Consider the following 23,159-nt stretch of genomic DNA (forward strand, 5'->3'; position numbering starts at 1 on the left):
TGCCGAGCTGCCTCCGGAACCGAAGGCCTAGCTCCACTTTCCAAGCAGCAAATTACCGATAATTACTTACACTTTACAAGCAAAAATGTCTACTCCCTGGCTCCCCCTAACCCAGCCCGAACAACTAACCGAACTGGCGCAGGCATCCCACGAACAGCCTGTGCTCATCTTTAAGCACAGCACTACGTGCTCCATCAGCGCTGCTGCCAAAAGCAAGATTGAGCGCCAGTGGGCCGACAGTGGCTTGGCCAATGTGCCCATCTACTACCTCGATTTGCTGCGTTTTCGTCCGCTCTCAGCCCAGATTGCCGACCAGTTCGGAATTCGCCACGAGTCGCCCCAACTGCTGCTCATCAAAAACGGCGAATGCCAGTACGATGCCTCGCACATGGGGATTCGCCTCAGTGATGTATCGGCGAAGGTAGCGGGGTAAGCAAGTGCGAAGGGATGCTATTACTTGCTCCCTATCCACACACACTTACGAAACGAAGCGCCTTTTCACTGCTCCCCTCACTACCGCCTCGTTCTCACGATTCGTATAAAAACACCACGTTCTGCCGGATGTCTGGGTGCAAGCTCAGCGTAACGGGGCAGGTGCGGGCGGTGCGTTCCAACAGGGCCCGGTCGCTGGGCGAGAGGGCGGCGGGCAAGGTAAATGTCACATCAATTTGCGCAATGCGGCGCGGAGCCTCGGCGCTCATGTGCTTCACTATGGCAAAGGTGCTGTCAGCTAGGCTCAGTTGATGGCGCTCGGCCACGATGCCCATTACCGTCATCATACACGAGCCGAGAGCAGTGCTTACCAAATCGGTTGGCGAAAAAGCTTCGCCTCGGCCGTGATTATCAGTGGGGGCATCCGTTTGAATAACGTTGCCCGAAGCTACGTGGGTGGCCTCGGTACGGAGTTGGCCCGCGTAGCGGGCAGTAGCGGTGTTCATCAAGTCAGGGAGTTACCTTTAAAAAGTTGTTTCTTCGTTAGCTAATTTACGTACTACTTTATGCGCCGCGCCTGTGGCGTCAGGTCGGGCTCAATTCTGGTTGACTATGTATTTCTTCACTTCTCGTTTTCTGGGGCCTTTGGGCGCTGTTTTGCTCGTCGCTGCCCAAGCACAGGCTCAGGCCCCAGCGCGGTCCAAGGCCTTGTCAGCGGCGCCGTCCGATGAACAGTCCTACCATAAGGAGTTCGTGTACGGGGTCAACTTCAACACCCAGGGTGGCCTGCTGGGCGGCGTGTCGGTGCGTTCTACGCGCGTGCTCGACGACCAGATGCTGCGCTTCTGGAGCATCGAAGGCGTTATGCTTAAGAACGCCAAAGAGGAGCGCCGCAACACCATTGTAGGCGGTAGCTACATCTACCTTAAATCTAATTACGCATTTGTGCTACGGCCCTCGGTGGGCGTGCAGCGCGTCCTGTTTCGCAAAGCTGCCGATGCCGGCGTGCAGGTAAATGCCTTGCTGAGTGCAGGTCCCTCGTTTGGCTTGCTTCTGCCTTACTACATCGCCTACGACCGCACCTCGGCCAAGTCGGGGACACCGCCTAACCTGGCTGCCGACGAAATTGTGAACGAGCAGTTCGACCCGACCAAGCATACCGACATCAATTCCATTCTGGACCGCGGGCCTCTCTTCAGCGGCATTAGCCAAACCAAAGTGGTGCCAGGCTTTCATTTGCGCGGGGGCCTTAGTTTCGAATACGGCCGCTACCGCGATGCCGTTACGGGCATGGAAGTAGGGGTGTTGGTGGAAGGTTTTACCAAGCGCCTGCTCATACTCAGCCCCACCATTCTTTCCGAAAAGGACGTGCTGAACCGGCAATTTTTTCCCTCGGTGTACCTCACTCTTTACTTTGGGCACCGCTCCTAGGGCTACGCCCGGTGAGAAATTAATAATGAAGAACGAAGACCCGGTGCCGGCAGATAGGTAAGGCGCATCAATTGCACCGTAAATTTGTTAGTGCATAGTATCGAATGGGCCGAGGATAAATTCCTCCTTCATTCTTCATTCCTTCTTATACAATGATTGATTTGCCCGTTATTCAGCCCGAAACGGCTGCGCCTGCCCGCCCCCGCAAGCCCGACTGGCTGCGGGTAAAGCTGCCCGTGGGGGAAGAGTACGCCGCCGTGCGCCGCCTCGTGGACGAGCACAAGCTGCACACCATTTGCGAGAGCGGCAACTGCCCCAATATGGGCGAGTGCTGGGGCGCCGGCACGGCCACGTTTATGATTCTGGGCAACATCTGCACCCGCTCGTGCTCGTTTTGCGCGGTAGCTACGGGCCGCCCCACCGAGTACGACCTCGATGAGCCCCGGCGCGTGGCCGAGGCCATCAAGCTCATGAAAGTGAAGCATGCCGTCATTACCAGCGTGAACCGCGACGAACTCAAGGACCGGGGCGCCAGCGTGTGGCGCGAAACCGTGGTGCTCACCAAGCAGCTAAGCCCCGGCACCACCATCGAAACGCTGATACCCGATGTGAAAGCCAACTGGGACGCGCTGGATGTGATGATTTCGGGCGGCCAGGAGGTGATTTCGCACAACATCGAAACCGTGGGCAGCCTCTACCGCCTCGTGCGTCCGCAGGCCCGCTACGACCGCAGCCTCGAGCAGATTCGGCGCACCAAGCTGGCTGGGCACCGCACCAAGTCAGGCATCATGCTGGGCTTGGGCGAAAAGGCCGACGAGCTTTACCAGGCCATGGACGACCTCGTGGCCAACGGTCTCGACATTCTGACCCTCGGCCAGTACCTGCAGCCCACCAAGCGCCACCTCGACGTGGCTGAATTCATCACTCCCGACCAGTTTGCCCACTACAAAGAAGAGGGCCTGAAGCGCGGCCTGAAATATGTGGAAAGCGGCCCGCTGGTGCGCAGCTCCTACCACGCCGAGCGCCACGTAAACGTTCCGGTTTAGTCAGTCGTCTCATGGTCTTCTTCACGGCCAGGGGGCGCATGCGGCGCCAGGGGGCGCATGCGGCGGCGGCACTTCTTTAGAGTCGTGCCGCTGCTCTACGTGTTGGGCTTCGGGTTTTATGCTTTGCCTTCGCTTTTGCCAGCAACGGTGCTTGGCAGCATAACTGAACTGGTTGCCACATTAGGGCTGATGGGGATTAGCTACTTGGTAGTAGTGCAGATGTTGCGCCGTTTGCACGACCTTGGCCTCAGCGCGTGGTGGCTCTTGGTAATTCTGTTCCCCTTGGGCAATTACGTAATGGGTGCTGGTTTGCAGTTTGTGCAAGGCACAATAGGGCCCAACCGTTTTGGCCCTGACCCCAAGCGCCCAACCCTACTTTTGTCGGCTGATATTGCCAGCAGCCAGGCTCCTGAATGAGTTTGCATTCGCCGCGATAACACTAGAAAAAAAGGCCGCTCCAGAGTTGGAGCGGCCTTTCATTTGACTGGAAGAAGAATTAACGACGGGCGTTGCCGTCCTGGGGAGGGTAAGTACCCAGGATGCCGTTCACGATGCGCAGGGTTTCAGCTTCGTTGATGGTATTCTGGTCGACCTGAGCCTGACCGGTACCACGCCAAGCAAGTTCTTTGCGGCGAGCGTCGATGATATCAATCACGACTGTGCCAGCTTTGTACTGCGTCACGGGCTGCATGCCGCGGCCGTAGAAGCCGCCCCAGCCGTAGCCGTAAGGATAACCCATACCGTTGTAGTAAGGAGATACTTGCTGCTTGTCCTCTACGCGGGCGCTGTAGGCCACGTAGATATCGGGAGCTTTCGTTACTTCGGTAAGGCCTTTGCGTGTCATCTCGGCTGAAACGGCCGCACGCATGCGCTTATCTAGGAACGACTCATAGCCTTTGGCGGGGCCGCCCTCGGTGTCGACGGGCTGCTGTGGATACCACGCCCAGGTTTTAAAAGCACGGAAGTTGACCGAGTGGTCAAAATCGTTGGTCACGCCCACACGAGAAGAGGTAGAGCAAGCGCTGGTGCCCAGCAACAACGCAATGCTCATTGCTGCCAGAGCAGCTGGGCGAGCCAGGAAACGGGTGATGCGGTTCATATAATCTTAGAAAAAGACAGGTTAGTTGACGGGCCCAAAGCGCTGTATTTCGGGAAGAAAAGAGCAGGTTTAGGAGTTGCAATTATAACGATGAAACATGCCCTGGCGTTCAACTTTCTGGCAGCGTGCTGGCCTATCTTCTTAACGGCAGATATCTGCATTTTAATTTGGTATAAACGGATTTTGTCCTACCTTACCCCCGAATTTCCACTCAACACCTTCGCGTCGTCAATGAAAAGTACCGCCATTTTGCTATTGGCAATCACCGGCCTGCTAGCTGCCTGCTCTACCACCCGCGACGGACAAATGCAGACGACCCCCGGAAACCGGACTCCCGTGGCGTATAATACCATTGTGAACTGCCCCGTGTACGATGGAATGAAGAAAACATCAATTGTGCTGGCGCAAACCACGGCCGGCAACGAAGTACAAGTAACTGACACCATCAACGCTTACTTCGTGCGGGTGCGCCTCGACAAAGACGGCCAAACTAAAGTTGGCTACATGGACCGTCGTTGCTTCGGCGAGCGGGGGAACAAATAGCATATTATCGCCTGATTCGAAGCAAACTTAGGTTGCTGAAAACAAGAAAGCCCGATTCATCGAATCGGGCTTTCTTGTTTTCAGTCGGTGCTATCGCAACACCAGGTCAGGCATTAGTACGATGGGCCTTTATCGGCCTGAACCAATTCCTCTTCTTTGTCGGCGTACTGCTCAATGGGCGTGCAGCTGCAAATGAGGTTGCGGTCGCCGTAGGCTGAATCAATTCGGCTGACGCTGGGCCAGAACTTGGCGGCGCGCACGTACTCCATGGGGTACACGGCCTGCTCCCGGGTGTAGGGGCGATTCCACTCGTGGGCAAGCACAGTAGCGGCAGTGTGGGGGGCGTGCTTCAGCACATTGTCCTTGGCATCGGCTTTGCCCGACTCTATTTCGGCAATTTCCTTGCGAATAGAAATCATGGCGTCGCAAAAGCGGTCCAGCTCGTCCTTGCTTTCGCTTTCGGTGGGCTCAATCATCAGCGTGCCGGCCACCGGGAAGCTCACCGTGGGAGCATGGAAGCCATAGTCCATCAGGCGCTTGGCAATGTCTTCCACTTCAATACCAGCCTTTTTGAAGTGGCGGCACTCCAGAATCATCTCGTGGGCACAGCGGCCGTGGCTGCCCGAATACAGCACCGGGTAGTGCTCTTCAAGACGAGCCTTGATGTAGTTGGCGTTGAGAATAGCGAGTTGCGTAGCGCGCTGCAGGCCGTCGCCGCCCATCATCGAGATGTAGGCGTAACTGATGGGCAGAATGCTCGCCGAACCCCAGGGCGCCGCCGAAACCGAGCCGTTGGAACGGCCCTCTACGGCTACCACGGCATGGCCGGGCAGGTAAGGAACCAAATCGGCCACTACGCCGATGGGACCCACGCCGGGGCCGCCGCCGCCGTGCGGAATGCAGAAGGTTTTGTGCAGGTTGAGGTGGCACACATCGGCGCCAATGTTGGCGGGCGAGGTGAGGCCCACTTGGGCATTCATATTGGCGCCGTCCATGTACACGCGGCCGCCGTGCTGGTGAATGGTTTTGCAGATGTCAATGATGGTTTCCTCGTACACGCCGTGCGTGCTGGGGTAGGTCACCATCAGGCAGGAGAGGCGGTCGGCGTATTTGGCCGCTTTCTCTTTGAGGTCGGCTACGTCGATGTTGCCATCTTCGGTGCTCTTCACCACCACTACCTCCATGCCGGCCATTACGGCCGAGGCAGGGTTGGTGCCGTGGGCCGAAGCCGGAATCAGGGACACGTTGCGGTGGTGGTCGCCGCGGGCCTCGTGGTAGCCCCGGATGGCCAGCAGGCCCGCGTATTCACCCTGCGCGCCCGAGTTGGGCTGCAAGCTAACGGCAGCAAAGCCAGTGATTTCGCACAGCCAGGCCTGCAGGTCCGAGAAAATCTGCTGGTAGCCTTTGGTTTGGTCGAGGGGCGCAAAGGGGTGGAGCTGCCCAATTTCGGGCCAAGTCACCGGAATCATCTCGGCGGTGGCATTCAGCTTCATGGTGCACGAGCCCAGCGGAATCATGCTGTGCGCGAGGCTGAGGTCTTTGTTTTCCAGCTGCTTCATGTAGCGCAGCAGCTCGTGCTCGGCGTGGTGCGTGTTGAAGACGGGGTGAGTGAGGTATTCGCTGGTACGAATCAGGCTCTTGGGCCAGGTCAGTTCCAGTTCCTCAGGCAGGCTCATCAGCTGTTCGGCTTCCTTACCCAGCACCTTGGCAAAGACATCGAGGATGTCATTCACATCGTGCAACTCGGTATTTTGGTTGAGCGAAATACCCACGCGCACCTCGTCGAAGTAGCGGAAGTTGATGCGGGCAGCTTCGGCCTCCTGGCGCAGCGACTGCTGCAGCTCGGCGCTTTCGAGGCGCAGGTTCAAGGTATCGAAGTAGTTCTCGTTGGTCTGGTCAACACCCAGTTTCTTCAGGCCGGCTTCCAGGGTTTGGGCTAGGCTGTGGGTGTTCACGGCAAACTGCAGGATGCGCTGCGGGCCGTGATACACGGCATACATGCCGGCCAGCACGGACAGCAGCACCTGCGCGGTACAAATGTTCGAGGTTGCCTTCTCGCGGCGGATGTGTTGCTCGCGGGTTTGCAGGGCCATGCGGTAGGCCTTGTTGCCGGCGGCGTCGACGCTCTGGCCAATGAGGCGGCCAGGAATCACGCGCTTGAACTGGTCTTTGGTGGCGAAGAAGCCGGCGTGCGGTCCGCCGTAGCCCATGGGCACCCCGAAGCGCTGCGAGTTGCCCACGCAGACATCGGCACCAAGCTCGCCGGGCGAGGTGAGCAGCGTGAGCGCCAGCAAGTCGGCAGCCATCACCACAAAAACGTTGTTGGCGCGCGCATGGCTGATGAAGTCGCTGTAGTCGAACACCTCACCGTCGGCGGCGGGGTACTGCACCATGACGCCGAAGAAGCCTTCGTTGCTCAGGTCAATTTGGCGGTGGTCGCCCACCACCAACTCAATGCCCACCGGCGTAGCGCGGGTGCGCAGCAGGTCGATGGTCTGGGGCAGCACCTGGTCGGACACGAAGTACTGGTGCGCGCCTTTTTTCTTGGTCTGGCTGTGCAGCATATGCATGGCCTCGGCGGCAGCGGTGCCTTCGTCGAGCAAGCTGGCGTTGGCAATTTCGAGGCCGGTGAGGTCAATTATCATCGTCTGATAATTGATGAGGGCTTCGAGGCGGCCCTGGGCAATTTCGGCCTGGTAGGGCGTGTAGGCCGTGTACCAGCCCGGGTTTTCCAGAATGTTGCGCTGAATAACCGGAGGCAAAGTGGTGTCGTGGTAGCCCAGGCCGATGTAGCTCTTGAACACTTGGTTCTGGCCCGCAATCTGCTTGAACTTGGCCAAGAAGGCACGCTCGCTGAGGGCTTCGGGCAACTCCAGGGGGCGCTTGAGGCGGATAGCCGGCGGCACGGTTTCGTCGATAAGCTGCTCGATGCTGCTCACGCCGATGGTGCGGAGCATGGCCGCCTGCTCGTCGGCGCCAGGCGCGTTATGGCGGTGTTCAAAAACGTCGGCAAGCTGGGGTTTCAGCGTCATAAAGGCGAGAAATGGTGGGATGGGAAACGGTATTGACGTGGTGATTTTCAGGTTCAGATTCCTTAACAAAGGTAAGCCCTAAAAGGTCCGGCCGACTGGTAGCAAAACCGTAATTTTGCTGCGTTGGCGCCTGTCGTACTGAGCGCATTGTCTGTCGTCCTGAGTTTGCGAAGGACCTTATCACGCTCGCGTCTTCGGTAATCACTGCCCGTTGTTCAACCTTGATAAGGCCCTTCGCAAGCTCCGGACGACAGACCAATCACTTCCATCCCCAATTCCAGCTATGTCTTTCACCATCGGCCTCATTCGCGAAGGCAAAACGCCTCCTGACAAGCGCGTACCGCTCACCCCTAAGAAGTGCGTAGAAGCTCAGGCCACCTTTGCCAACCTGACCGTTGTAGTGCAAAGCAGTCCCGTGCGCGGCTACTCTGACCAGGAGTACCGCGACCTGGGCCTCGAAGTGCGGGAGGATATTTCCGGCTGCGATGTGCTGATGGGCGTGAAGGAAGTACCTCCAGCCCAACTCATAGCAGGGAAAACCTACCTCTTTTTCTCCCATACCGTGAAGAAGCAGCCGGCCAACCGCAACCTGCTGCGCGAGGTGCTCAACAAAAAGATAACCTTGATTGACTATGAGCTGCTAACCAATGCCCAGGGCGAGCGCATTGTGGCCTTTGGGCGGTACGCGGGCATCGTGGGAGCCTACAACGCCCTGCTCACCTACGGCCGCAAGCACCGGCTCTTTGCCCTCAAGCCCGCCCACGAATGCCTCGACATGGACGACATGCAGGAAGAGTTTTTCAAGGTGAAAAAGCTGCCGCCCATCAAAATGGTGGTCACGGGCTCGGGCCGGGTAGCCAAAGGCGCCTTGGAAGTGCTCGACCGCATGGGCATCCGCCGCGTGAGCGTGTACGACTACCTGTACCTGACTTTCAAGGAGCCAGTGTACACGCAGCTGCGTAGCTCCGACTACAACCGCCGGCGCGACGGCCGCGTGTGGGATACCGCCGATTTTCATGCCAATCCGCAGGAGTACGAATCCACCTTTGACCTGTTTCTGCCCGTGACGGACCTGCTCATTGCCTGCGCCTACTGGCATCCCTCGGCGCCGAGGCTGTTTGAAGAGGCTGACACCCAGCGGCCGGATTTCCGCATCAATACCATTGCCGATGTCACCTGCGACGTCAACGGCTCGGTGCCTACCACCAAGCGCAGCAGCTCCATTGCCGACCCGGCATTCGACTACAACCCGCTCACCGGCGAGTTGGAGGCTCCTTACGCCCGCCCCGCCAACATCACGGTGATGGCCGTCGATAACCTGCCCTGCGAACTGCCCCGCAACGCCAGCCGCGACTTCGGCCGCCAGCTGCTCGATAACGTGCTGCCCCACTTAGTAGGCAACGACAGCGAAGGCATCATTGCCCGCGCCACCATTGCCCGAGACGGCGAGCTGATGCCCCGCTACCAATACCTGGCCGACTACGTGGCTGAAACCGCAAAAGCCTAAGCGCTAGAGGCCGCGCAACACGGGATAGCGGGCCTGCACCAGCATGAACAGCCCGTAGGCCACCAGCCCCGCCGCCACGGTGCCCAGCGCAATCGGGCCCATTTTGGCCAGGAAGTCAAAGGCTTCGCCTGTGCCGCCCACGGCCGAAGCCCGCGACTGCTGCCCTGCCTGCACAAAAAAGTAGCCCAAAATGGCCAGTACCAGCCCCCGGGCCGTGAAACCAACCTGACCAGCGCGGTACACGAGTTGTTCCTGATTGGGCGAGAGGCCGCTGGCATTCACGTCTTTTTGAAACTGGCCGGAATAAGCCCGGTACACCTGAAAGATGGCAACGCCAATAATCACCACTCCCAGAATGATGATGAGCCAGTCGCCGCCGGGCCAGCCCAGCACTTTGGCTGTGAGGGTTTGGGAGGTGTCGGCGCCTTTATTGGTGCGGCCGTTCAGGGCGAGGCGCCCGGCATAGAGGGCCAGGCCTCCATAGAGCAAACCGCTGGCGATGTACCAGAGCCGCGTGCCCACGCCTTTTAGGCCCGTTCCCTTGTCTTCGGTGTCGCGAATCGCTTGGGTGAAGCGCCACACAATGTACCCCAACAAGCCGAACGCAATCAGCCCGAGCATAACGTTGCCAGCCGGCAGGTCCTGCAGGCGCTGCACAGCCTCCTCGCGGTCGGCGCGGGCGCCACGACCCAAGCCCGTAACGGCAAGTAGGGCTAGCACGCCCATCAATACATACACAATTCCGATGGCGGCAAAGCCAAAACGGGCCAAGGCTTTAATGCCGGCTGAGGGCGACTGGGGAACGGCTGAAAGAAGGGTATCGGAGGCAGACATAGCAGGTACTGGTCAAAAGAATTGAGTGATGATTTCGAATACACGCTACCCGCAGGCAAAGGTTGGGTGTTAGGACTAAGCCCAAAGCAAAAAGCCCCTTCTGTTGCCAGAAAGAGCTTTCTAAATGAAGTAATGCGTGTGGATTGGAAGGCGCATTATCTCATCGGTGTTGCTACGGGTTAGAACGTGCGGTTAAACCAGCTCTTGATGTCTTCAACGGCATGGCCGGTCTTCTCTTGCAAGCGGCCGTACCACTCGTCTTGTTTGCCATCCTCGTAATTGAGGTCGTCGTCGGTGAGGTTGCCCCACTTCTGCTTGGCTTCGCCCTTGAGCTGGTTCCAGTTACCGCGAGCTTTCAGCTCGGTTTGGTAGTTGAGGTTATTCTGGTTGAGGTCCATGGGTGAGGAGAGGAAATATGGAAGGAAGGAAAGATGGGTGGGAAGGTGGAATTCGTGGTATATGTACGCCCTAGCTAGGGTTAGGGTTGAGCTACCGCTCCCCAAAGCCGGAATCTTGTTGGCTCACCGCCAAGCTCGTTTTGCGTGAGCGAGCTTCACTTATCAGCCGGGCTTATTGCCCCGCGGTGCCAATCAGCACGCCTATCAGCAATAGCTGCAAGCCCACTCCAATGCCGTAGCCTTTCCAGGCCTGTCGGCGCTTTGTGGAGTTGGCTTGCTGGTAGTAGCTGGCCGCGTAGCTGGCATTGGGCAGTAGGGCGGGGGCGGGCGTGCCGAAGCTGCGCGCTTTCACCGGCGAGTTGGCGATGATAGACGTAGAAACCAAGCCCAACAGGGGACCGCAGAAGAAGGTAGTAACTGCGGAGCCGGCTACCACGTTGCTGCCTCGATAGCGGACCAACGCGTCGGCGCGGCCGCGGGCGGCCAACTGGGCATCGCTCAGGCCTTCCAGCAGCTTTGCTGGGTCCTCGGGCGGTGTGGTGAGGCGCGCAATAACTTCCTTTGTGCCGTTGGCATAGCGAATTAAAAAGACACTGGCTGAGGGCACGCGCACTGTATCGGTGCCTGCCACGTAGCTGATTTCCAGTGGCGACACAGAAAGTACGCGGCCGGGTATATCGTCGCCGTTGGTGCGAAGGATGGTGTCGTTCTGGGCCAGGGCGGGGCCGGCCAGCAGGCTCAGTAAGGCCATCAGCAAACAAATGATAGGCCTGCGGATGGGCCTCGGAAGCGGGGCAGGGGTTCCCATAGCCGGGCCTTGTTAGCGGTGGCGGGCATTGAAGCCTACTAGCAAGCTGAAGCGCACACCATCGCTACCCGGCACCACGGCCAGGTTGATGGGGAAGTTGATGCCATTGGACTGAATGGATGTGCCCATGGCCAGTACAATATTGGCGCCTAGCGGCGTGAGGTTTGGGCCCATGCCAAATTCGAAGCCCTTGGCCCCCCGAATGCCCACCAAGCCGCTGATGCTGGGGATGAACTTGCCCTGTTCGAGCCCGCCAATCAGGGGCACAAACTCTACCAGCCCGCTCAAGCCGTTGGGCAGCCGAAAGAGCCGGCTCTCAAACTGCCAGCCAAACTGCGTAAGAAAGGGGTTCAGCTCAGTGCCCCTATCGCGCGCTTTGTCCACCACACCCGGTGACAATACCGTGAAGCCTATGCGCGGTCCGTCGAGATGAATGGGCTCGGAAAGAATGGCGTCGTTGGGCGAGGCGTTACTCACTACGGGTACTTCGCCCGGCAGGGGTTCCCGTGTCGCCGAGCTTGGAGCCGTCGAACTGGCAGGTGCCGCACCGTTGCCAAACACTTCCTTGGTGCCGTTGGCGTAGCGTATCATAAACACGTCGGACCGCCACACGCTGATGACCGGGCCGTCGGGGTTGTCGGTGCGCCGGTACCTCACCTCAGCCGGGGTGATTTCAACCACTTTAACAGTCAGTTCGTCGCCGTTGCGCTTGGTGAGCAGGTCTTGGGCGTGCGCCGAGCTAATCAGCATCAGGCAGGCCAGTAAGGTGAAGAGTAAACGCGTGTACATGGTGAAATAGAGATTAGGTGAAACCATGCGTAAAGGTGAACTAACCATCTACAGAACGCTAACTCATTTTATAGTTTATCAGACTTTATAAAAGCACGCATGCGCTATATATTAGGTTTATAATCAGTAAGTAAGATAATTATTATGAGATATTAGCAAGAAGTCTGCTTTATTGCTATAGTAGCTGTGTGTCTCTCTCAAACTTGGGCATGTATAAACAAAAAGCCCTGCTACTGAAGTAGCAGGGCTTTGGGGGACAGTTAAGCCGAGGCTTAACTAGTCTTTTTTATCAGGAGTTTGCTCTACAATCTTGTTGGCAGGACGGTTGCGCACGATGGCGGTATCGCCGGGCTCACGAGCAATGTCCTCTTTGGCGTTGTCAACAGCATTCTCCATGGCATTGCCAGTATTTTCGGCAGCATTTTCCATTGCGTTGCCAGCGTTTTCAGCAGCGTTTTCAGCGCTGTCGGCTGCGTTTTCAGCTTTTTGCTCAGAGCAGGAGGTGGTAGCAAAAGCACCAAATGCAGCCAAAACGAACAGGGATTTGAGGGAAAGTTTCATAGTATTGGAAAGAAAGAGTTGATGAAAAGTCATCTTTAATCAAGAATCTACCAAAAGGTAACCTGCTTTTACCCGGTATATAGAAGTTTGGTTACGAGTAGCTAAGCAATTGTAGCTCCGACCTTACACCACGGCTGAGTGTGCTAGCTGGTCTTTTGTCCATGCATAATCCTATGATTATCAATAGGTAAAATTCGATGTTGTCTTGCATGGTGTTCGCTTCGTAATTTGCTTGCATGGATGACCTGCGCACGACGCTTTTAACGCTGGGCCCCGATGAGCGGCGCGACTTCGGAGTATTTATTCAGCGCCAGCGGCGCAAAACCTCAGGTCGGCAGGACTCCCGCCTCTACGAATTGCTGGTGCAGCCCAAAGAGCTCAGCGCTCCTCAGCTAATAGCCAAGCTCTACCCCGCCGAGCCCAACCCCGTGGCTTACTATGCGCTGCGCAAGCGCCTGCTGCGCCACCTCACCGACTTCCTGCTGCTGCGCCAGCGCCAACTCGACACCACGGCCGCCGCTTCGGTGCGCGGGCAACTCACCCTGGCTCAGTACTTGTTCGAGGCCGGTATTCCGCGCCTAGCTTGGAGCACCCTGCGCAAAGCCGAAAAGCTGGCCCGCGACAACGAGCAGTACGAGCCCCTGAACGCGGTGTACAACCTGCAGATTCAGTACGCCAACTCGCCCCATGCCGAGCCGCTGGCTGAAATTATTGCCCGCCGTCACATCAACAAAAAAGCCGCTGATGAGGAAGAGCGCGCCAATATTGCCGATAGCCTCCTGCGCCTACGCCTGCGCGAAGCCCGGGTTCGGGGCCGGGCCGGCGTGTCGTTCGACGCCATTATGCGCGAAATCCTCGCCGAGTACGACCTGCAGGAAGCCTTTGCCCGTTCCCCTTCGCTTTTGAGCCGGCTTATGTCCATTGCCCGCAGCGCCATGTTGGTGCGCCGCGACTTTGCCTCGTTTGCGCCTTTCATCGAGCGTTGTTATAAGATAATGGAGCGCCGACACGGGTTTGCGCCCGCTCAGCGCGGCTACCAGCTCAAGCTGCTTTACATGCTGGCCCATGCGCTGTACCGCTCGCGGCATTTTGCCCAGTCGGTGGAGTACCTGGAGCAGGGTAGGGCCTTGCTGGCCGCTATGCCCAGCCGGCAGCAAACCGAGTTTTGGCCTCGCTTTACCATGCTGCTGGGTGCTAACTACGCCTTTCTGCGCCGCAACGCCGATAGCATTGGGTTGTTGGAAAAGCTGCTGAAGGGACCGGTAACCCTGCCTTTGGGTGATGACCTCACGGCGCGTTTGCAGCTTAGCTTCCACTATTTTGCCGAGGGCATGTATCAGCGTGCCAACCACACCCTGATAAGCTTGGGCCGCACCGACCACTGGCTGGAACAGCACATGGGCCTGGAGTGGCTGCTCAATCGCAACCTGGGCGAGATGCTTATCCAGATTGAGCTTGGCAACCCCGATTTGGCTTTGGGCCGTTTGCATGCTGTTGAGCGTACGCTGCGCGAGCATTTTCCCGCCGCCCTTGCCCCCGAATCTGCCAGTGCCGAAGCCGCTTCCGGAGACGCTAACCTGGCCTTGTCCGTGGCCAGCCCCAGCGGCGGGCCCTATCTCTATGTGCTAAGCTACCTGGCCCTGGTGCGTAAAATCATTGAGAATCCCGCAACTGCTCGCCAACCCGATTTCGCGACCCAGGTGGCTGACTTGCCGGATTCGCTGCCCCTGCAGCGCGAAGATTTGCAGGCCATCAGCTTTTATGCCTGGTTGCGGGCCCGCATGCTCGGCCGCCCTTACTATGAGGTGCTGATGGAAGCCTCCACGCTGTAGTTGATTAAAGGGCCAACGCCACTTATGAGCCATTGCCAGCTGCCAAGCTGCGCAGCATCCTAAACATTGGAGAACGATTGTTCTAGCCGATAAGACGCTTCACGGCCTGACAGCTGGCAACTCTTCAGTAGACCTGGGGCGTACGGGAAAGCGCCTTTTAGTTTCTGCGGGCAGCGTCCTCGGCGTTCTCTTTTGCTTGTGCATTCGAGCGTTTGTCGGCATTGCCCCTGTTCTTCATTTTGGCATCCAACTTGTCCGCAGCGGCTTCCATCTTGCTGCCGGCAGCTTTCATTTTGGCATCCAATTTATCTCCGGCAATTTCCATTTTGGCTTCCAGCTTCTCGGCAGCAGCCTCCATTTTGTCACCGGCTTTCTGTGCGGCGGCTTCCATCTTGTCGCCAGTTCTGTCGAGGTCGGCTTCCACTCGGTCGCCAGTTGCGTCGGCATTTTGCTTTTCGGTTTCGGTACAAGCGCTGCTAAAAGCCACTATTGTGGCGGCGAGCAATGTTTTGAGCGAGGTTTTCACGAGAAAAAAAATTACAGTGAACGAATAATAATTAATCAAAACCACCTCGGAAAGGTAACCCGATTACGGTCATACGTGCTACCTCAAACACCAGACAAGCCCGGGGCAAGTTAACTTTTTAGTCTCCGCACTAGTATAGCCCTCTTGTATCCTCCTTACTTCCAACCCACCATGGATTCCACCGCTGCCACCCCGCACACGCCCGCCACACCCGAAGTGCCACTGGCTGTGACCGACCAACAAAATACTGCCCTGCTCGACGATACGCTCACGTTTCTGACAGCCAGTACGCCCACTAATTCCGGGCCTCAGGGCCGCGTCGAAATTGAGCGCTGGGAGGCGGTTCTGTCCTCTTCAGACCGCCCTGGCTTGGCCAAAATCAAGCAAGGGCTGCGTCAGCTCGATGAGCTGCTGGCCGACCCCAAAAGCCCTTCGCACGACATTGCCGAGGTTTTGGCTACTCTCGGCGCCGAAACCGCTAAAGTAGCCGAAGACGCCCCCGGCGAATACAGCGGGCCCCTGAATAATCTGAGCAAAATGCTTATCAAGGCTGGCTCGTCGCTGTCGCGCTAAATTCAGTCCGACCTGGTTCCCTAACCGCCGTAGCGCGAACTTTGTAGCGCGCCGCTGCCCCTTCCGGATTCGTCCCCAGGGTGCAGTGGCACGCTACAAAGTTCGCGCTACTTCTTTATGTCCCAGCTTACCCCCACCGACCTCATTCCCTACGACCCGTTCGATGGCATGCGCTTCGGCTCCACTACGTGCTTTCTCAGCGGCCAGCCCGTAGGCCCCGACGACACCCTTCCCGTTTTTGCCGACTGGCTGCAGGCCCGCTACCAGCTGGCCGAGCGCCCCATACAGCTGCTCGACCAGCGTACGGTGCAGTTTAGCGACTTGCGCCTGCCCGCCAGCCCCGCCGTGCAGCAACGCATACACGAGCTGGAGAGTAGTGTAGCGGCGGCGGCAGCCGAGGGCCCAGCCGCCCTGCGCGCCCTCGGCGACGACACCTTGTTCCTGTGGATGGGCAAGATGTTCTACGGCATCTTCATCACCGAATTGCTGAACGAGTTCGAGCCGCTGATAAAGCCCAAGTACCCCCTGGCCGAAAACGCGGCCCTCGTTCGCCGCTTCCAGGCATTTTTTCAGTTGCTGCAAGGCCTGCGCGTGCCCACCGAATATGCCGATTTCGTGCCTGGGTCGGTTTTCGTGCTCGAAGCTGACCCCACCGAAGACGTTACGCCCTTCGAGTACGACGACGACCTCAACACGCTCGTCTTCAGCATCAAGCTTGATAAGACTGTGCTGGTAGCTTGTTTGGTAGACATCGGCCTCATCGGCCAAGCCATGGGCAAGGTGTACCAAGATGCCCAACGGCCCCTGCACCCCGTGCAGATTGCCGAGTTCAAGGCCCGCGTGTACTACGCCGCTCACCTGCTGCACGTCGTGCCCGACATCTATCCCCGGGCCCCCCGTCCCGGCGATACGAAACTAGTTTTCGATGCGCTGATTGACGACGTGACCGGCGCCATCTTTAACCCCTGGGAAAACAGCGCCTACACCCAGGCCCTGGCCGAAATGTGGCAGCGCTGGAACATCACTCTGGCCGATGTTGTCCGGAAACCCGCCGAGCCCCTGAGCTTGTTATACGGCGAAGACGGCCAGCCTAAGTACCTTTCTACCTGGCCACCCGCCCAGTAAAAGGGTTCGTTTTTGACCCTATAAGTCTGGCTGATCTACCTCTTAGTTTACCTATTCCTGTGTTCCCTGTTTATAAGTTGCTCAGCGCCTGCTTACCAGTTGCGCGTGGGCTTCCCGTGCTGGTATTCGTTGGTTTGTCGCTTGCTTCTTGTATTACCCTGCTCAAGCCGCGCCGCGATTTTACTGCTTACACGCCTGCCTCCGGTCCCAATTACGCCTTGGATAGTTGCTGGGCCGCGCTGCCCACCCGCCGCGATTCTGCCGATGCAGTGCCTTACAACTCGGGCCTGCGCGACGAACAAGCCACGGCCGCGGCCGATGTCTTCTTCGTTCATCCCACCACGTTCTATCGGTCGGCGGCTTGGAACGCCGACCTTGCCGTTAGCAAACTCAACCGCTTCACCGACCGCAGCACCATTCGCCACCAAGCGACTGCCTTCAACGCCGCAGGGCGTATTTATGCCCCGCGCTACCGTCAAGCCACGCTCTATTCATTTTTCGACGAACAAACACCCAATGGACAAGCCGCCCTCGACCTCGCATATTTCGACGTAAAAGCAGCTTTTCAGTACTACCTGGCCCACCACAACCAGGGGCGTCCCATCATCATTGCCGGCCACAGCCAGGGCACGGCTCACGCCACGCGCCTGCTCCATGACTTTTTTGAGAATGATTCTAAGCTGCGCCGCCAACTCGTGGCCGCATACCTCATCGGCTACAAGGTGAAGCCCGACGAGTACCAGACCATCCGTCCCTGCGCCGACTCCCTGGCTACTGGCTGCTTTGTTAGTTACAATGCCGTTGCTACCGGCAATGATTTTACGCCTTTCCAAACGTTTGCTTCTACCAATCCCCTCACCTGGTCGCTCGATACGTTATTTGCCCCAGCCACTCTCAACCGCGGCGGCGTGAGCCAGGACTTTAAGCGCATCGACCCCCAGGTAACTGATGCCAAAGTCCACCGTGGTTTGCTCTGGGTAACTCCACCAAAGCTCGGCGGCTACCCACGCTTCCTGCTCCCCGGCCGCCCCGAACTGCGACATTCCTTCCACATTGCCGACTATGGTCTGTTCTACATGAACATTCGCCAGAATGCTAAGGCGCGGGTTCGGGCGTGGCAATCAAATATCAAGTAAGTCCTGCTCGAACTCAATGCGGAAATGCGAGATTTGGGTGTCAGGATTATTGCTGTTGAATACATCTATTGACGCCCAGAAAACGGCTTCATTAAAGTTCGCAAAGTCATGCATTGAAGCAAGAGCTAAGTTATGCAGTTGATAAGCTACTGGTCCAGCATATTTTCCAATGGTCGAGGCCCTTGCGTCATCAACTAAAGGCATTGGGAATGTTCTGACATTCAAAAGAAAGTTGTACAGAATTCCTCGGTATGCCGCTTTGCGTAGGTTGTCCATACCACAATTACGGCAACAAAAAAGCCCCGCCGGCACAATGCCAGCGGGGCTTTCTATTTAAGCCAAAATCCGCAATTAAGCGCCGATAACTACACGCTTGAAGTCCGAAACCGTCATGCCTTTCGACTTGCTGTCGAGCAGCTGGGCGATGGTCTGCGAGTTGTCTTTTACAAACTCTTGGTTCAACAGGGTCTGCTCCTTGTAGAACTTGTTGAGCTTGCCTTGGGCAATTTTCTCCAGCATGGCTTCAGGCTTGCCTTCGGCACGCGCCTGCTCTTTGCCGATTTCAATTTCGCGCTCAACTGTAGCCGAGTCCACACCGTCTTTGTCAACGGCTACAGGCTTCATGGCTACAATTTGCATAGCTACGTCGCGGCCTACAGCAGCAGCGTCGGCCGAGCCTACGTTCTTCAGGCCTACGAGTACGCCTTTCTTGCTGTCGGAGTGGATGTACGAAGCTACTTTCTCAGCGGTCAGGGTAGCGTAGGTCAAGTCCAGCTTCTCGCCGATTTTGCCCATCAGGTCGGTGATGTGCTCCTGAATGCTCAGGCCATCGTCTTCCTTCACAGCCAGCAACTCTTCTTTGCTAGTGGCGTTGGTGCGCACAGCCGCGTCCAGGATGCGCTGAACCAGCTCGCGGAAGTTAGCCACTTTGGCTACCGACTCGGTCTCGCAGGCCAGGGCAACCAGTTTGCCGTTGCTGCCATCTTCGCTCACGCTTACGGCTACAAAGCCTTCCGACGTTTCGTTTTCGGCACGCTTGTCAGCGATTTTTTGACCAGCCTTGCGCAGGATGTCGCGCGCAGCTTCGAAGTCGCCATCGGCTTCGGTCAGGGCTTTTTTGCAATCCATCATGCCGGCACCGGTCATGGTGCGGAGCTTGTTTACGTCTGCGGCGGTAATAGCGGCCATTGGAAGTAGCGCGGACTTTTAGTCCGCGAATTAAGTGAAGGGTTGTTTTTGAAAAGGGTCGCGGACTGAAAGTCCGCGCTACAAAAAGAAAAAGGGAACCTCCGGAGCCTAGCTACTCGAAGGTTCCCTTTTTTCAAAGAGCTAAGAAGGGACTATTCTTCGTCAGCAGCCGTTTTTTCAGCAATGGCAGCCTCATCGGCTTCCTTACGGTCGGCGTCTTCTTTGTCAACTTTGCGCTCCGACAGGCCGTCTTCGATGGCCTTGCCAATCACGCCTACGATGAGCTGTATGGACTTCGAGGCGTCGTCGTTGGCAGGAATCGGAAACTGAACCAATTCGGGGTTCGAGTTCGTGTCGCAGATAGCAAACACTGGGATGCCCAATTTCTGAGCTTCTTTCACGGCAATGTGCTCACGCTTCACGTCTACTACGAACAGCGCTGCGGGCAGACGGCCGAGGTCGGCGATGCCGCCTAGTACGCGGTCCAGCTTGGCGCGCTCACGCGACATCATCAGCTTCTCGCGCTTGGCGAGAGCGGCGTAGGCCGTGTTCTCTTTCACCATCTTGTCGATGGTGGCCATCTTCTTCAGGCTCTTGCGAACCGTGGCGAAGTTGGTGAGCATGCCACCCAGCCACCGGTCGGTAACGAAAGGCATCTTCAAACGCTCGGCTTCCGTCGTAACGATTTCCTGCGCCTGCTTCTTCGTGGCTACGAACATGATTTTGCGGCCGCTCTTCGCGATGTTGCGAATAGCAGTGGCAGCGTAGTCAAGCGAAACCAGCGTTTTGTTGAGGTCAATAATGTGGATGCCGTTCTTCTCCATGAAGATGTACGGCGCCATTTTGGGGTCCCACTTGCGGGTGAGGTGACCAAAGTGGGCACCTGCGTCGAGCAGGTCCTTATAAGTCGTCTGAGCCATGATATATTTCCTCCTGGTTTAGCGTTTCGAGAACTGGAACGAACGACGAGCCTTGCGCTTGCCGAATTTCTTGCGTTCCACCATGCGCGGGTCGCGGGTCAGGAAGCCTTCCTTCTTCAGAGCGGGACGGGTTTCTTCGTTGTCGCTAACCAGAGCCTTGGTGATTGCCAGACGGATAGCCTCGGCCTGAGCCGAAATGCCGCCGCCTTTTACGTTCACCTTGATGTCGTACTGGCCGACTTGCTCAAGAATTGCCAGGGGCTGGTTCACAACGTTTTCCAGCAACTCGTTGCTGAAATACGCCTTCATGTCCCGGTCATTGATAGTGATATTCCCTTGCCCGGCCTGCATGTATATGCGGGCCACCGAGGTTTTTCTTCTACCAGAGGTGTTGGTAATTGCCATTTAGTGGAAAAATTAAAGAAAGTAAACCGTTGTGGCTTACAGGTTTTTGAGTTCGATAGCAACGGGCTGCTGCGCCTCGTGGGGGTGCTCGGTGCCGGCGTACACGTACAGGTTGCGGTACTGAGCCGAACCCAACTTGTTGCCCTGCAGCATGCCTTTCACAGCGTGCTCGATAACACGACGTGAGTCGCGGTCCATCTGCTCGCGCACGGTGCGACGCTTCTGGCCGCCGGGGTAGCCCGAGTGGGTGATGTAGACCTTCTCGGTCATTTTTTTGCCCGTTACGCGCAGCTTGTCTGCGTTAAGAACGATGACGTTGTCACCGCAGTCCGAGTTGGGGGTAAACGAAGGCTTGTGCTTGCCACGCAGAATGTTGGCAATCTGCGAGCAAACGCGGCCCAGCGGGGCTACGCTGGCGTCTACGATAACCCAGCTCTTCTGGGCGTTGGCCTTATTGACGTGGGTCGTCTTGAAGCTCAGGTGGTCCATGAGTCGAAAAAAAGGTATGCTAAACTATTGAATAAGAGTTCGAAGCTGCTTGGGCTTCGGGAAAAACGGACACAAAGGTACTGATTTATGGGCAAATAGACAAACGTATGCTAGGAGTTTTTCTAGATTAGTCCTAGCCATGGACCAGGGCGGGTGGAGTAGTACGACGGCCACAGCAGTCTAAGCGTACTTTTATGCCCATTAATGCTTATGAACACGCCCGACGTTATTCCTAAATCTTTTGCTTCGGTGCGCATTGCCCAGGTGTTTCTGGCTGGCTTTCTGACAGTATCGGTGGTGCTGGCGTTCATTACCGAGAGTACGTTCGATTCTGGCGACAGCATTAAGCACTTCCTGTTTGCCCGGGATGCCTTCCAGTACCCCATGAACTATCTGGATTCTTGGGCCAAGCCGCTGTTTACCTTGCTGGCTTCAGGCCCGGCACAGGCTGGATTCATTGGAATGAAGCTGTTTCAGTGTGGGGTGGTTGCGTTATCGGCCTGGTGTGCATTCGTGGTAGCCCGCGCCCTGGGTCTGCCTGCCCCCTACCTGGCTATTGTGTTTGCCTATGCCGCTCCTGACTACTTCTTGATTCAATACTCCGGTCTTACGGAGCCGCTCTTTGGCTTGGTGTTAGTGGGGGCGGTGGCACTGGCTGTTACCCACCGGCCTGGCTGGTCAGCGGCCCTCATATCCTGGCTGCCTTTTGTGCGGTCCGAAGGGTTTATCATTATTGGTGTTTGGGCAGTGTACCTAATGGTGCAGCGCCAATGGAAACTCTTGCCGCTATTGCTGCTGGGGTATGCGGTGTTCAGCGCGGTAGGAGCGGTAGTGCTGGGCGATGCAAGCTGGGTGTTCGGCCATAACCCGTACGCCACGGTCTCGGTGTACGGGCACGGAGTCTGGGACCATTTTCTAGACTACATGCCCAACCTGCTGGGGCGGGTGCTGTGGGGGCTAGCCCTGATTGGCGCTGCGCGCATGGTGTACGACTCTTTCCAGCGGGAGCGCCGCCAGACACCGTTGTTCAGTGCCGAACTTCTTCTGGTTTACGGAAGCATCACGGTGTTCGTGGTCGCTCACTCCATATTCTGGGCCTATGGCTTGTTTAATTCCTTCGGCTTGACACGTGTGCTCACGGTAACAGTCCCGCTTTTTGCCATAGTGGCTCTCAATGGCTTAGCTGGCGTGACAAGCGTGGGCCAGACGCGCACTGCCCGGTGGGGCATTCGCACGGTGCTGGCCATAGCTATCTTGCTATTTCCCGCCTTAGAACGGGGCCATGATTTTGCCTGGCAACGCGACCTTACGCGCCCGCCCGACCAGCAAGTGGTGGAAAATGCTGCCGCTTGGTTGCGCCAGACCTACGGCCAGGAGGCACGGCCCTTGGCCTACGAGTTCCCTTACGTGGCGGTAGCAACTAACAACAACTTCTTCGACCCCAAGACGCACCCCGCCATCGTGCTGAATGAGGCCGGGCAAGTAGTTTCGCTGCCAGTGGGCGGGCTGCTGGTTTGGGACGATTGGTATGCGCCCGTTGAGGGCCATGTGCAACTCAATAAGATGCTTTCGGATGCGCGCTTCCGCCAGCTCTGGCAGGACTCGCTTCCTCGGCACCCTGAGCGCCCCGAGCGCGATACCACGCGCATTATCATCTTTGAGCGCGTGCGCTAAGGAGGCTTACTGGTTTTGCCGCAGGGCTTCTACCAACACCCGAAAATCTTTGGGGTAAGGGGCCTCTACCGAGATTTCTTCGCCATTTAGCCCGCTAAACTGAAGCCGCATGGCGTGTAGCGCAAACCGTTTAATGAAGGGCTGCTCTTCTTCCCCCGCCTTCATGTTGAACTTCTTCTTGAGCGAGGAAAGGAAAAAATCTTCGCCTCCGTAAAGCGTGTCGCCCACGATGGGCGCCTGCAGGTACATCAGGTGCAGGCGAATCTGGTGCATGCGGCCGGTGATGGGCTCGCACAAGATGAGCGAGTGGCGGGTAAAGTTCTCGAGGGTGGTGAAGTGCGTTTCGGCCGGCTTGCCTTTGTAGGCGAGGCGGGCTTTGCCGCGCGTGGTGTTTTCGATGCTACGCTCCACCACTTCGTTGTTGAATTGCGGAGTGCCCCACACCACGGCGTGGTATTGCTTTTTTACCTCGCGGTTTTCAAACTGCATGGCGAGGTGGCGGTAGGCCTCGGGGTTTTTGGCAAAAGCCAGCGCGCCGCTGGTTTCGCGGTCGAGGCGATGGGCCGCCTGGATGTCGTCGTGGTGCTGACGGGCCAAGCGCAGCATGTTGGGTGCGCCGCCCACCCGCTCGTCGAGCGTAGCCAGAAACGGGGGCTTGTTGACGATGAGGTAATCGTCGTTCTCGAAAATAACGAGGTCGGAAAAATTAGGAAGCTTCATACGGAGCCCCAAAGGTACGGCTAACGGGGCACGCTGCGTGACGCCGCTCAATGCCTGTGCTGCTGGTACAGGCCAGCGGGATATACAAATT

General features: G+C 57.3%; 26 protein-coding genes. 11 read left to right on the plus strand and 15 right to left on the minus strand.

Annotated features, from left to right (window positions below; genetic code table 11):
• The first annotated feature begins 85 nt into the window (after positions 1–85).
• A complete protein-coding gene (ytxJ, locus tag ACP7AJ_RS11785) occupies positions 86–433 on the plus strand; it encodes a bacillithiol system redox-active protein YtxJ (RefSeq protein WP_426060403.1) in 348 nt (115 codons plus the stop codon).
• A gap of 94 nt (positions 434–527) precedes the next feature.
• Here ytxJ and ACP7AJ_RS11790 read toward each other — a convergent pair whose 3' ends face one another.
• Positions 528–938 carry an OsmC family protein gene (locus ACP7AJ_RS11790; protein WP_426060404.1) on the minus strand — a complete coding sequence of 137 codons (411 nt, stop codon included), beginning with the start codon at positions 936–938 and terminating at the stop codon, positions 528–530.
• A gap of 106 nt (positions 939–1,044) precedes the next feature.
• Between ACP7AJ_RS11790 and ACP7AJ_RS11795 the strand changes: the two genes are divergently transcribed.
• The 3 genes from ACP7AJ_RS11795 to ACP7AJ_RS11805 all read left to right on the plus strand — a co-directional run bounded on the left by ACP7AJ_RS11795 (position 1,045) and on the right by ACP7AJ_RS11805 (position 3,326).
• Positions 1,045–1,863 (plus strand): hypothetical protein, encoded by an 819-nt coding sequence (locus ACP7AJ_RS11795; protein WP_426060405.1) that lies wholly within the window; start codon positions 1,045–1,047, stop codon positions 1,861–1,863.
• Positions 1,864–2,015: 152 nt separating this feature from the next.
• Positions 2,016–2,909 carry a lipoyl synthase gene (gene lipA / locus ACP7AJ_RS11800; protein WP_227784670.1) on the plus strand — a complete coding sequence of 298 codons (894 nt, stop codon included), beginning with the start codon at positions 2,016–2,018 and terminating at the stop codon, positions 2,907–2,909.
• Between the two features lie 57 nt (positions 2,910–2,966).
• On the plus strand, positions 2,967–3,326 hold the full coding sequence (locus ACP7AJ_RS11805) for a DUF805 domain-containing protein (RefSeq protein WP_426060406.1): 360 nt from the start codon (positions 2,967–2,969) through the stop codon (positions 3,324–3,326).
• Positions 3,327–3,405: 79 nt separating this feature from the next.
• On the opposite strand, the gene ACP7AJ_RS11810 is transcribed toward ACP7AJ_RS11805, so the two are convergent.
• A complete protein-coding gene (locus ACP7AJ_RS11810) occupies positions 3,406–4,008 on the minus strand; it encodes a DUF4136 domain-containing protein (protein WP_426060407.1) in 603 nt (200 codons plus the stop codon).
• 231 nt (positions 4,009–4,239) lie between these two features.
• Between ACP7AJ_RS11810 and ACP7AJ_RS11815 the strand changes: the two genes are divergently transcribed.
• Positions 4,240–4,551 carry a hypothetical protein gene (locus ACP7AJ_RS11815; protein WP_426060408.1) on the plus strand — a complete coding sequence of 104 codons (312 nt, stop codon included), beginning with the start codon at positions 4,240–4,242 and terminating at the stop codon, positions 4,549–4,551.
• Between the two features lie 113 nt (positions 4,552–4,664).
• Here ACP7AJ_RS11815 and gcvP read toward each other — a convergent pair whose 3' ends face one another.
• Positions 4,665–7,583, minus strand: coding sequence for an aminomethyl-transferring glycine dehydrogenase (gcvP, locus tag ACP7AJ_RS11820; protein ID WP_426060409.1), 2,919 nt, complete (start codon positions 7,581–7,583; stop codon positions 4,665–4,667).
• Between the two features lie 283 nt (positions 7,584–7,866).
• Here gcvP and ACP7AJ_RS11825 point away from each other — a divergent pair, with 283 nt between their 5' ends.
• The gene (locus ACP7AJ_RS11825; RefSeq protein ID WP_426060410.1) at positions 7,867–9,090 is read left to right on the plus strand and encodes an NAD(P)-dependent oxidoreductase; all 1,224 of its coding nucleotides are present in this window, start codon (positions 7,867–7,869) and stop codon (positions 9,088–9,090) included.
• A gap of 3 nt (positions 9,091–9,093) precedes the next feature.
• Here ACP7AJ_RS11825 and ACP7AJ_RS11830 read toward each other — a convergent pair whose 3' ends face one another.
• The 5 genes from ACP7AJ_RS11830 to ACP7AJ_RS11850 all read right to left on the minus strand — a co-directional run bounded on the left by ACP7AJ_RS11830 (position 9,094) and on the right by ACP7AJ_RS11850 (position 12,480).
• Positions 9,094–9,924 carry a DUF1206 domain-containing protein gene (locus tag ACP7AJ_RS11830; protein WP_426060411.1) on the minus strand — a complete coding sequence of 277 codons (831 nt, stop codon included), beginning with the start codon at positions 9,922–9,924 and terminating at the stop codon, positions 9,094–9,096.
• Between the two features lie 179 nt (positions 9,925–10,103).
• The gene (locus tag ACP7AJ_RS11835; protein ID WP_426060412.1) at positions 10,104–10,322 is read right to left on the minus strand and encodes a CsbD family protein; all 219 of its coding nucleotides are present in this window, start codon (positions 10,320–10,322) and stop codon (positions 10,104–10,106) included.
• 172 nt (positions 10,323–10,494) lie between these two features.
• A complete protein-coding gene (locus ACP7AJ_RS11840; protein ID WP_426060413.1) occupies positions 10,495–11,073 on the minus strand; it encodes a hypothetical protein in 579 nt (192 codons plus the stop codon).
• A gap of 69 nt (positions 11,074–11,142) precedes the next feature.
• The gene (locus ACP7AJ_RS11845; RefSeq protein WP_426060414.1) at positions 11,143–11,919 is read right to left on the minus strand and encodes a hypothetical protein; all 777 of its coding nucleotides are present in this window, start codon (positions 11,917–11,919) and stop codon (positions 11,143–11,145) included.
• Between the two features lie 276 nt (positions 11,920–12,195).
• On the minus strand, positions 12,196–12,480 hold the full coding sequence (locus ACP7AJ_RS11850) for a hypothetical protein (protein WP_426060415.1): 285 nt from the start codon (positions 12,478–12,480) through the stop codon (positions 12,196–12,198).
• Positions 12,481–12,716: 236 nt separating this feature from the next.
• Between ACP7AJ_RS11850 and ACP7AJ_RS11855 the strand changes: the two genes are divergently transcribed.
• Positions 12,717–14,312, plus strand: a complete 1,596-nt coding sequence (locus ACP7AJ_RS11855) for a hypothetical protein (RefSeq protein WP_426060416.1) — start codon at positions 12,717–12,719, stop codon at positions 14,310–14,312.
• 157 nt (positions 14,313–14,469) lie between these two features.
• Here the strand turns inward: ACP7AJ_RS11855 and ACP7AJ_RS11860 are convergent, their stop codons facing one another.
• A complete protein-coding gene (locus ACP7AJ_RS11860) occupies positions 14,470–14,838 on the minus strand; it encodes a hypothetical protein (RefSeq protein WP_426060417.1) in 369 nt (122 codons plus the stop codon).
• A 171-nt stretch (positions 14,839–15,009) separates the two neighbouring features.
• Between ACP7AJ_RS11860 and ACP7AJ_RS11865 the strand changes: the two genes are divergently transcribed.
• From ACP7AJ_RS11865 to ACP7AJ_RS11875, 3 genes are all read left to right on the plus strand, one after another.
• Positions 15,010–15,411: a hypothetical protein gene (locus ACP7AJ_RS11865; RefSeq protein WP_426060418.1), complete on the plus strand. Its 402-nt coding sequence runs from the start codon at positions 15,010–15,012 to the stop codon at positions 15,409–15,411.
• A 117-nt stretch (positions 15,412–15,528) separates the two neighbouring features.
• A complete protein-coding gene (locus tag ACP7AJ_RS11870; protein WP_426060419.1) occupies positions 15,529–16,536 on the plus strand; it encodes a hypothetical protein in 1,008 nt (335 codons plus the stop codon).
• Between the two features lie 116 nt (positions 16,537–16,652).
• A complete protein-coding gene (locus ACP7AJ_RS11875; protein ID WP_426060420.1) occupies positions 16,653–17,672 on the plus strand; it encodes a DUF3089 domain-containing protein in 1,020 nt (339 codons plus the stop codon).
• On the opposite strand, the gene ACP7AJ_RS11880 is transcribed toward ACP7AJ_RS11875, so the two are convergent.
• From ACP7AJ_RS11880 to rplM, 5 genes are all read right to left on the minus strand, one after another.
• Positions 17,658–17,948: a hypothetical protein gene (locus tag ACP7AJ_RS11880; protein WP_426060421.1), complete on the minus strand. Its 291-nt coding sequence runs from the start codon at positions 17,946–17,948 to the stop codon at positions 17,658–17,660. The two genes, ACP7AJ_RS11875 and ACP7AJ_RS11880, sit on opposite strands and share 15 nt — an antisense overlap.
• Before the next feature lie 75 nt (positions 17,949–18,023).
• Positions 18,024–18,860, minus strand: coding sequence for a translation elongation factor Ts (gene tsf, locus ACP7AJ_RS11885; protein WP_426060422.1), 837 nt, complete (start codon positions 18,858–18,860; stop codon positions 18,024–18,026).
• A 152-nt stretch (positions 18,861–19,012) separates the two neighbouring features.
• Positions 19,013–19,780 carry a 30S ribosomal protein S2 gene (rpsB, locus tag ACP7AJ_RS11890; protein ID WP_426060423.1) on the minus strand — a complete coding sequence of 256 codons (768 nt, stop codon included), beginning with the start codon at positions 19,778–19,780 and terminating at the stop codon, positions 19,013–19,015.
• Positions 19,781–19,798: 18 nt separating this feature from the next.
• Positions 19,799–20,185: a 30S ribosomal protein S9 gene (rpsI, locus tag ACP7AJ_RS11895; protein ID WP_035563789.1), complete on the minus strand. Its 387-nt coding sequence runs from the start codon at positions 20,183–20,185 to the stop codon at positions 19,799–19,801.
• A 36-nt stretch (positions 20,186–20,221) separates the two neighbouring features.
• Positions 20,222–20,674, minus strand: a complete 453-nt coding sequence (gene rplM / locus ACP7AJ_RS11900; protein WP_092670442.1) for a 50S ribosomal protein L13 — start codon at positions 20,672–20,674, stop codon at positions 20,222–20,224.
• Positions 20,675–20,884: 210 nt separating this feature from the next.
• Here rplM and ACP7AJ_RS11905 point away from each other — a divergent pair, with 210 nt between their 5' ends.
• Entirely contained in the window at positions 20,885–22,348 is a 1,464-nt protein-coding gene (locus ACP7AJ_RS11905) for a hypothetical protein (protein WP_426060424.1), read from the plus strand.
• Between the two features lie 6 nt (positions 22,349–22,354).
• Here the strand turns inward: ACP7AJ_RS11905 and ACP7AJ_RS11910 are convergent, their stop codons facing one another.
• Complete coding sequence (locus ACP7AJ_RS11910; protein ID WP_426060425.1) at positions 22,355–23,068, minus strand: RluA family pseudouridine synthase; 714 nt, start codon at positions 23,066–23,068, stop codon at positions 22,355–22,357.
• Positions 23,069–23,159: the final 91 nt, after the last annotated feature.

The organism is Hymenobacter sp. B1770 (assembly GCF_049896385.1).
GTDB lineage: Bacteria > Bacteroidota > Bacteroidia > Cytophagales > Hymenobacteraceae > Hymenobacter.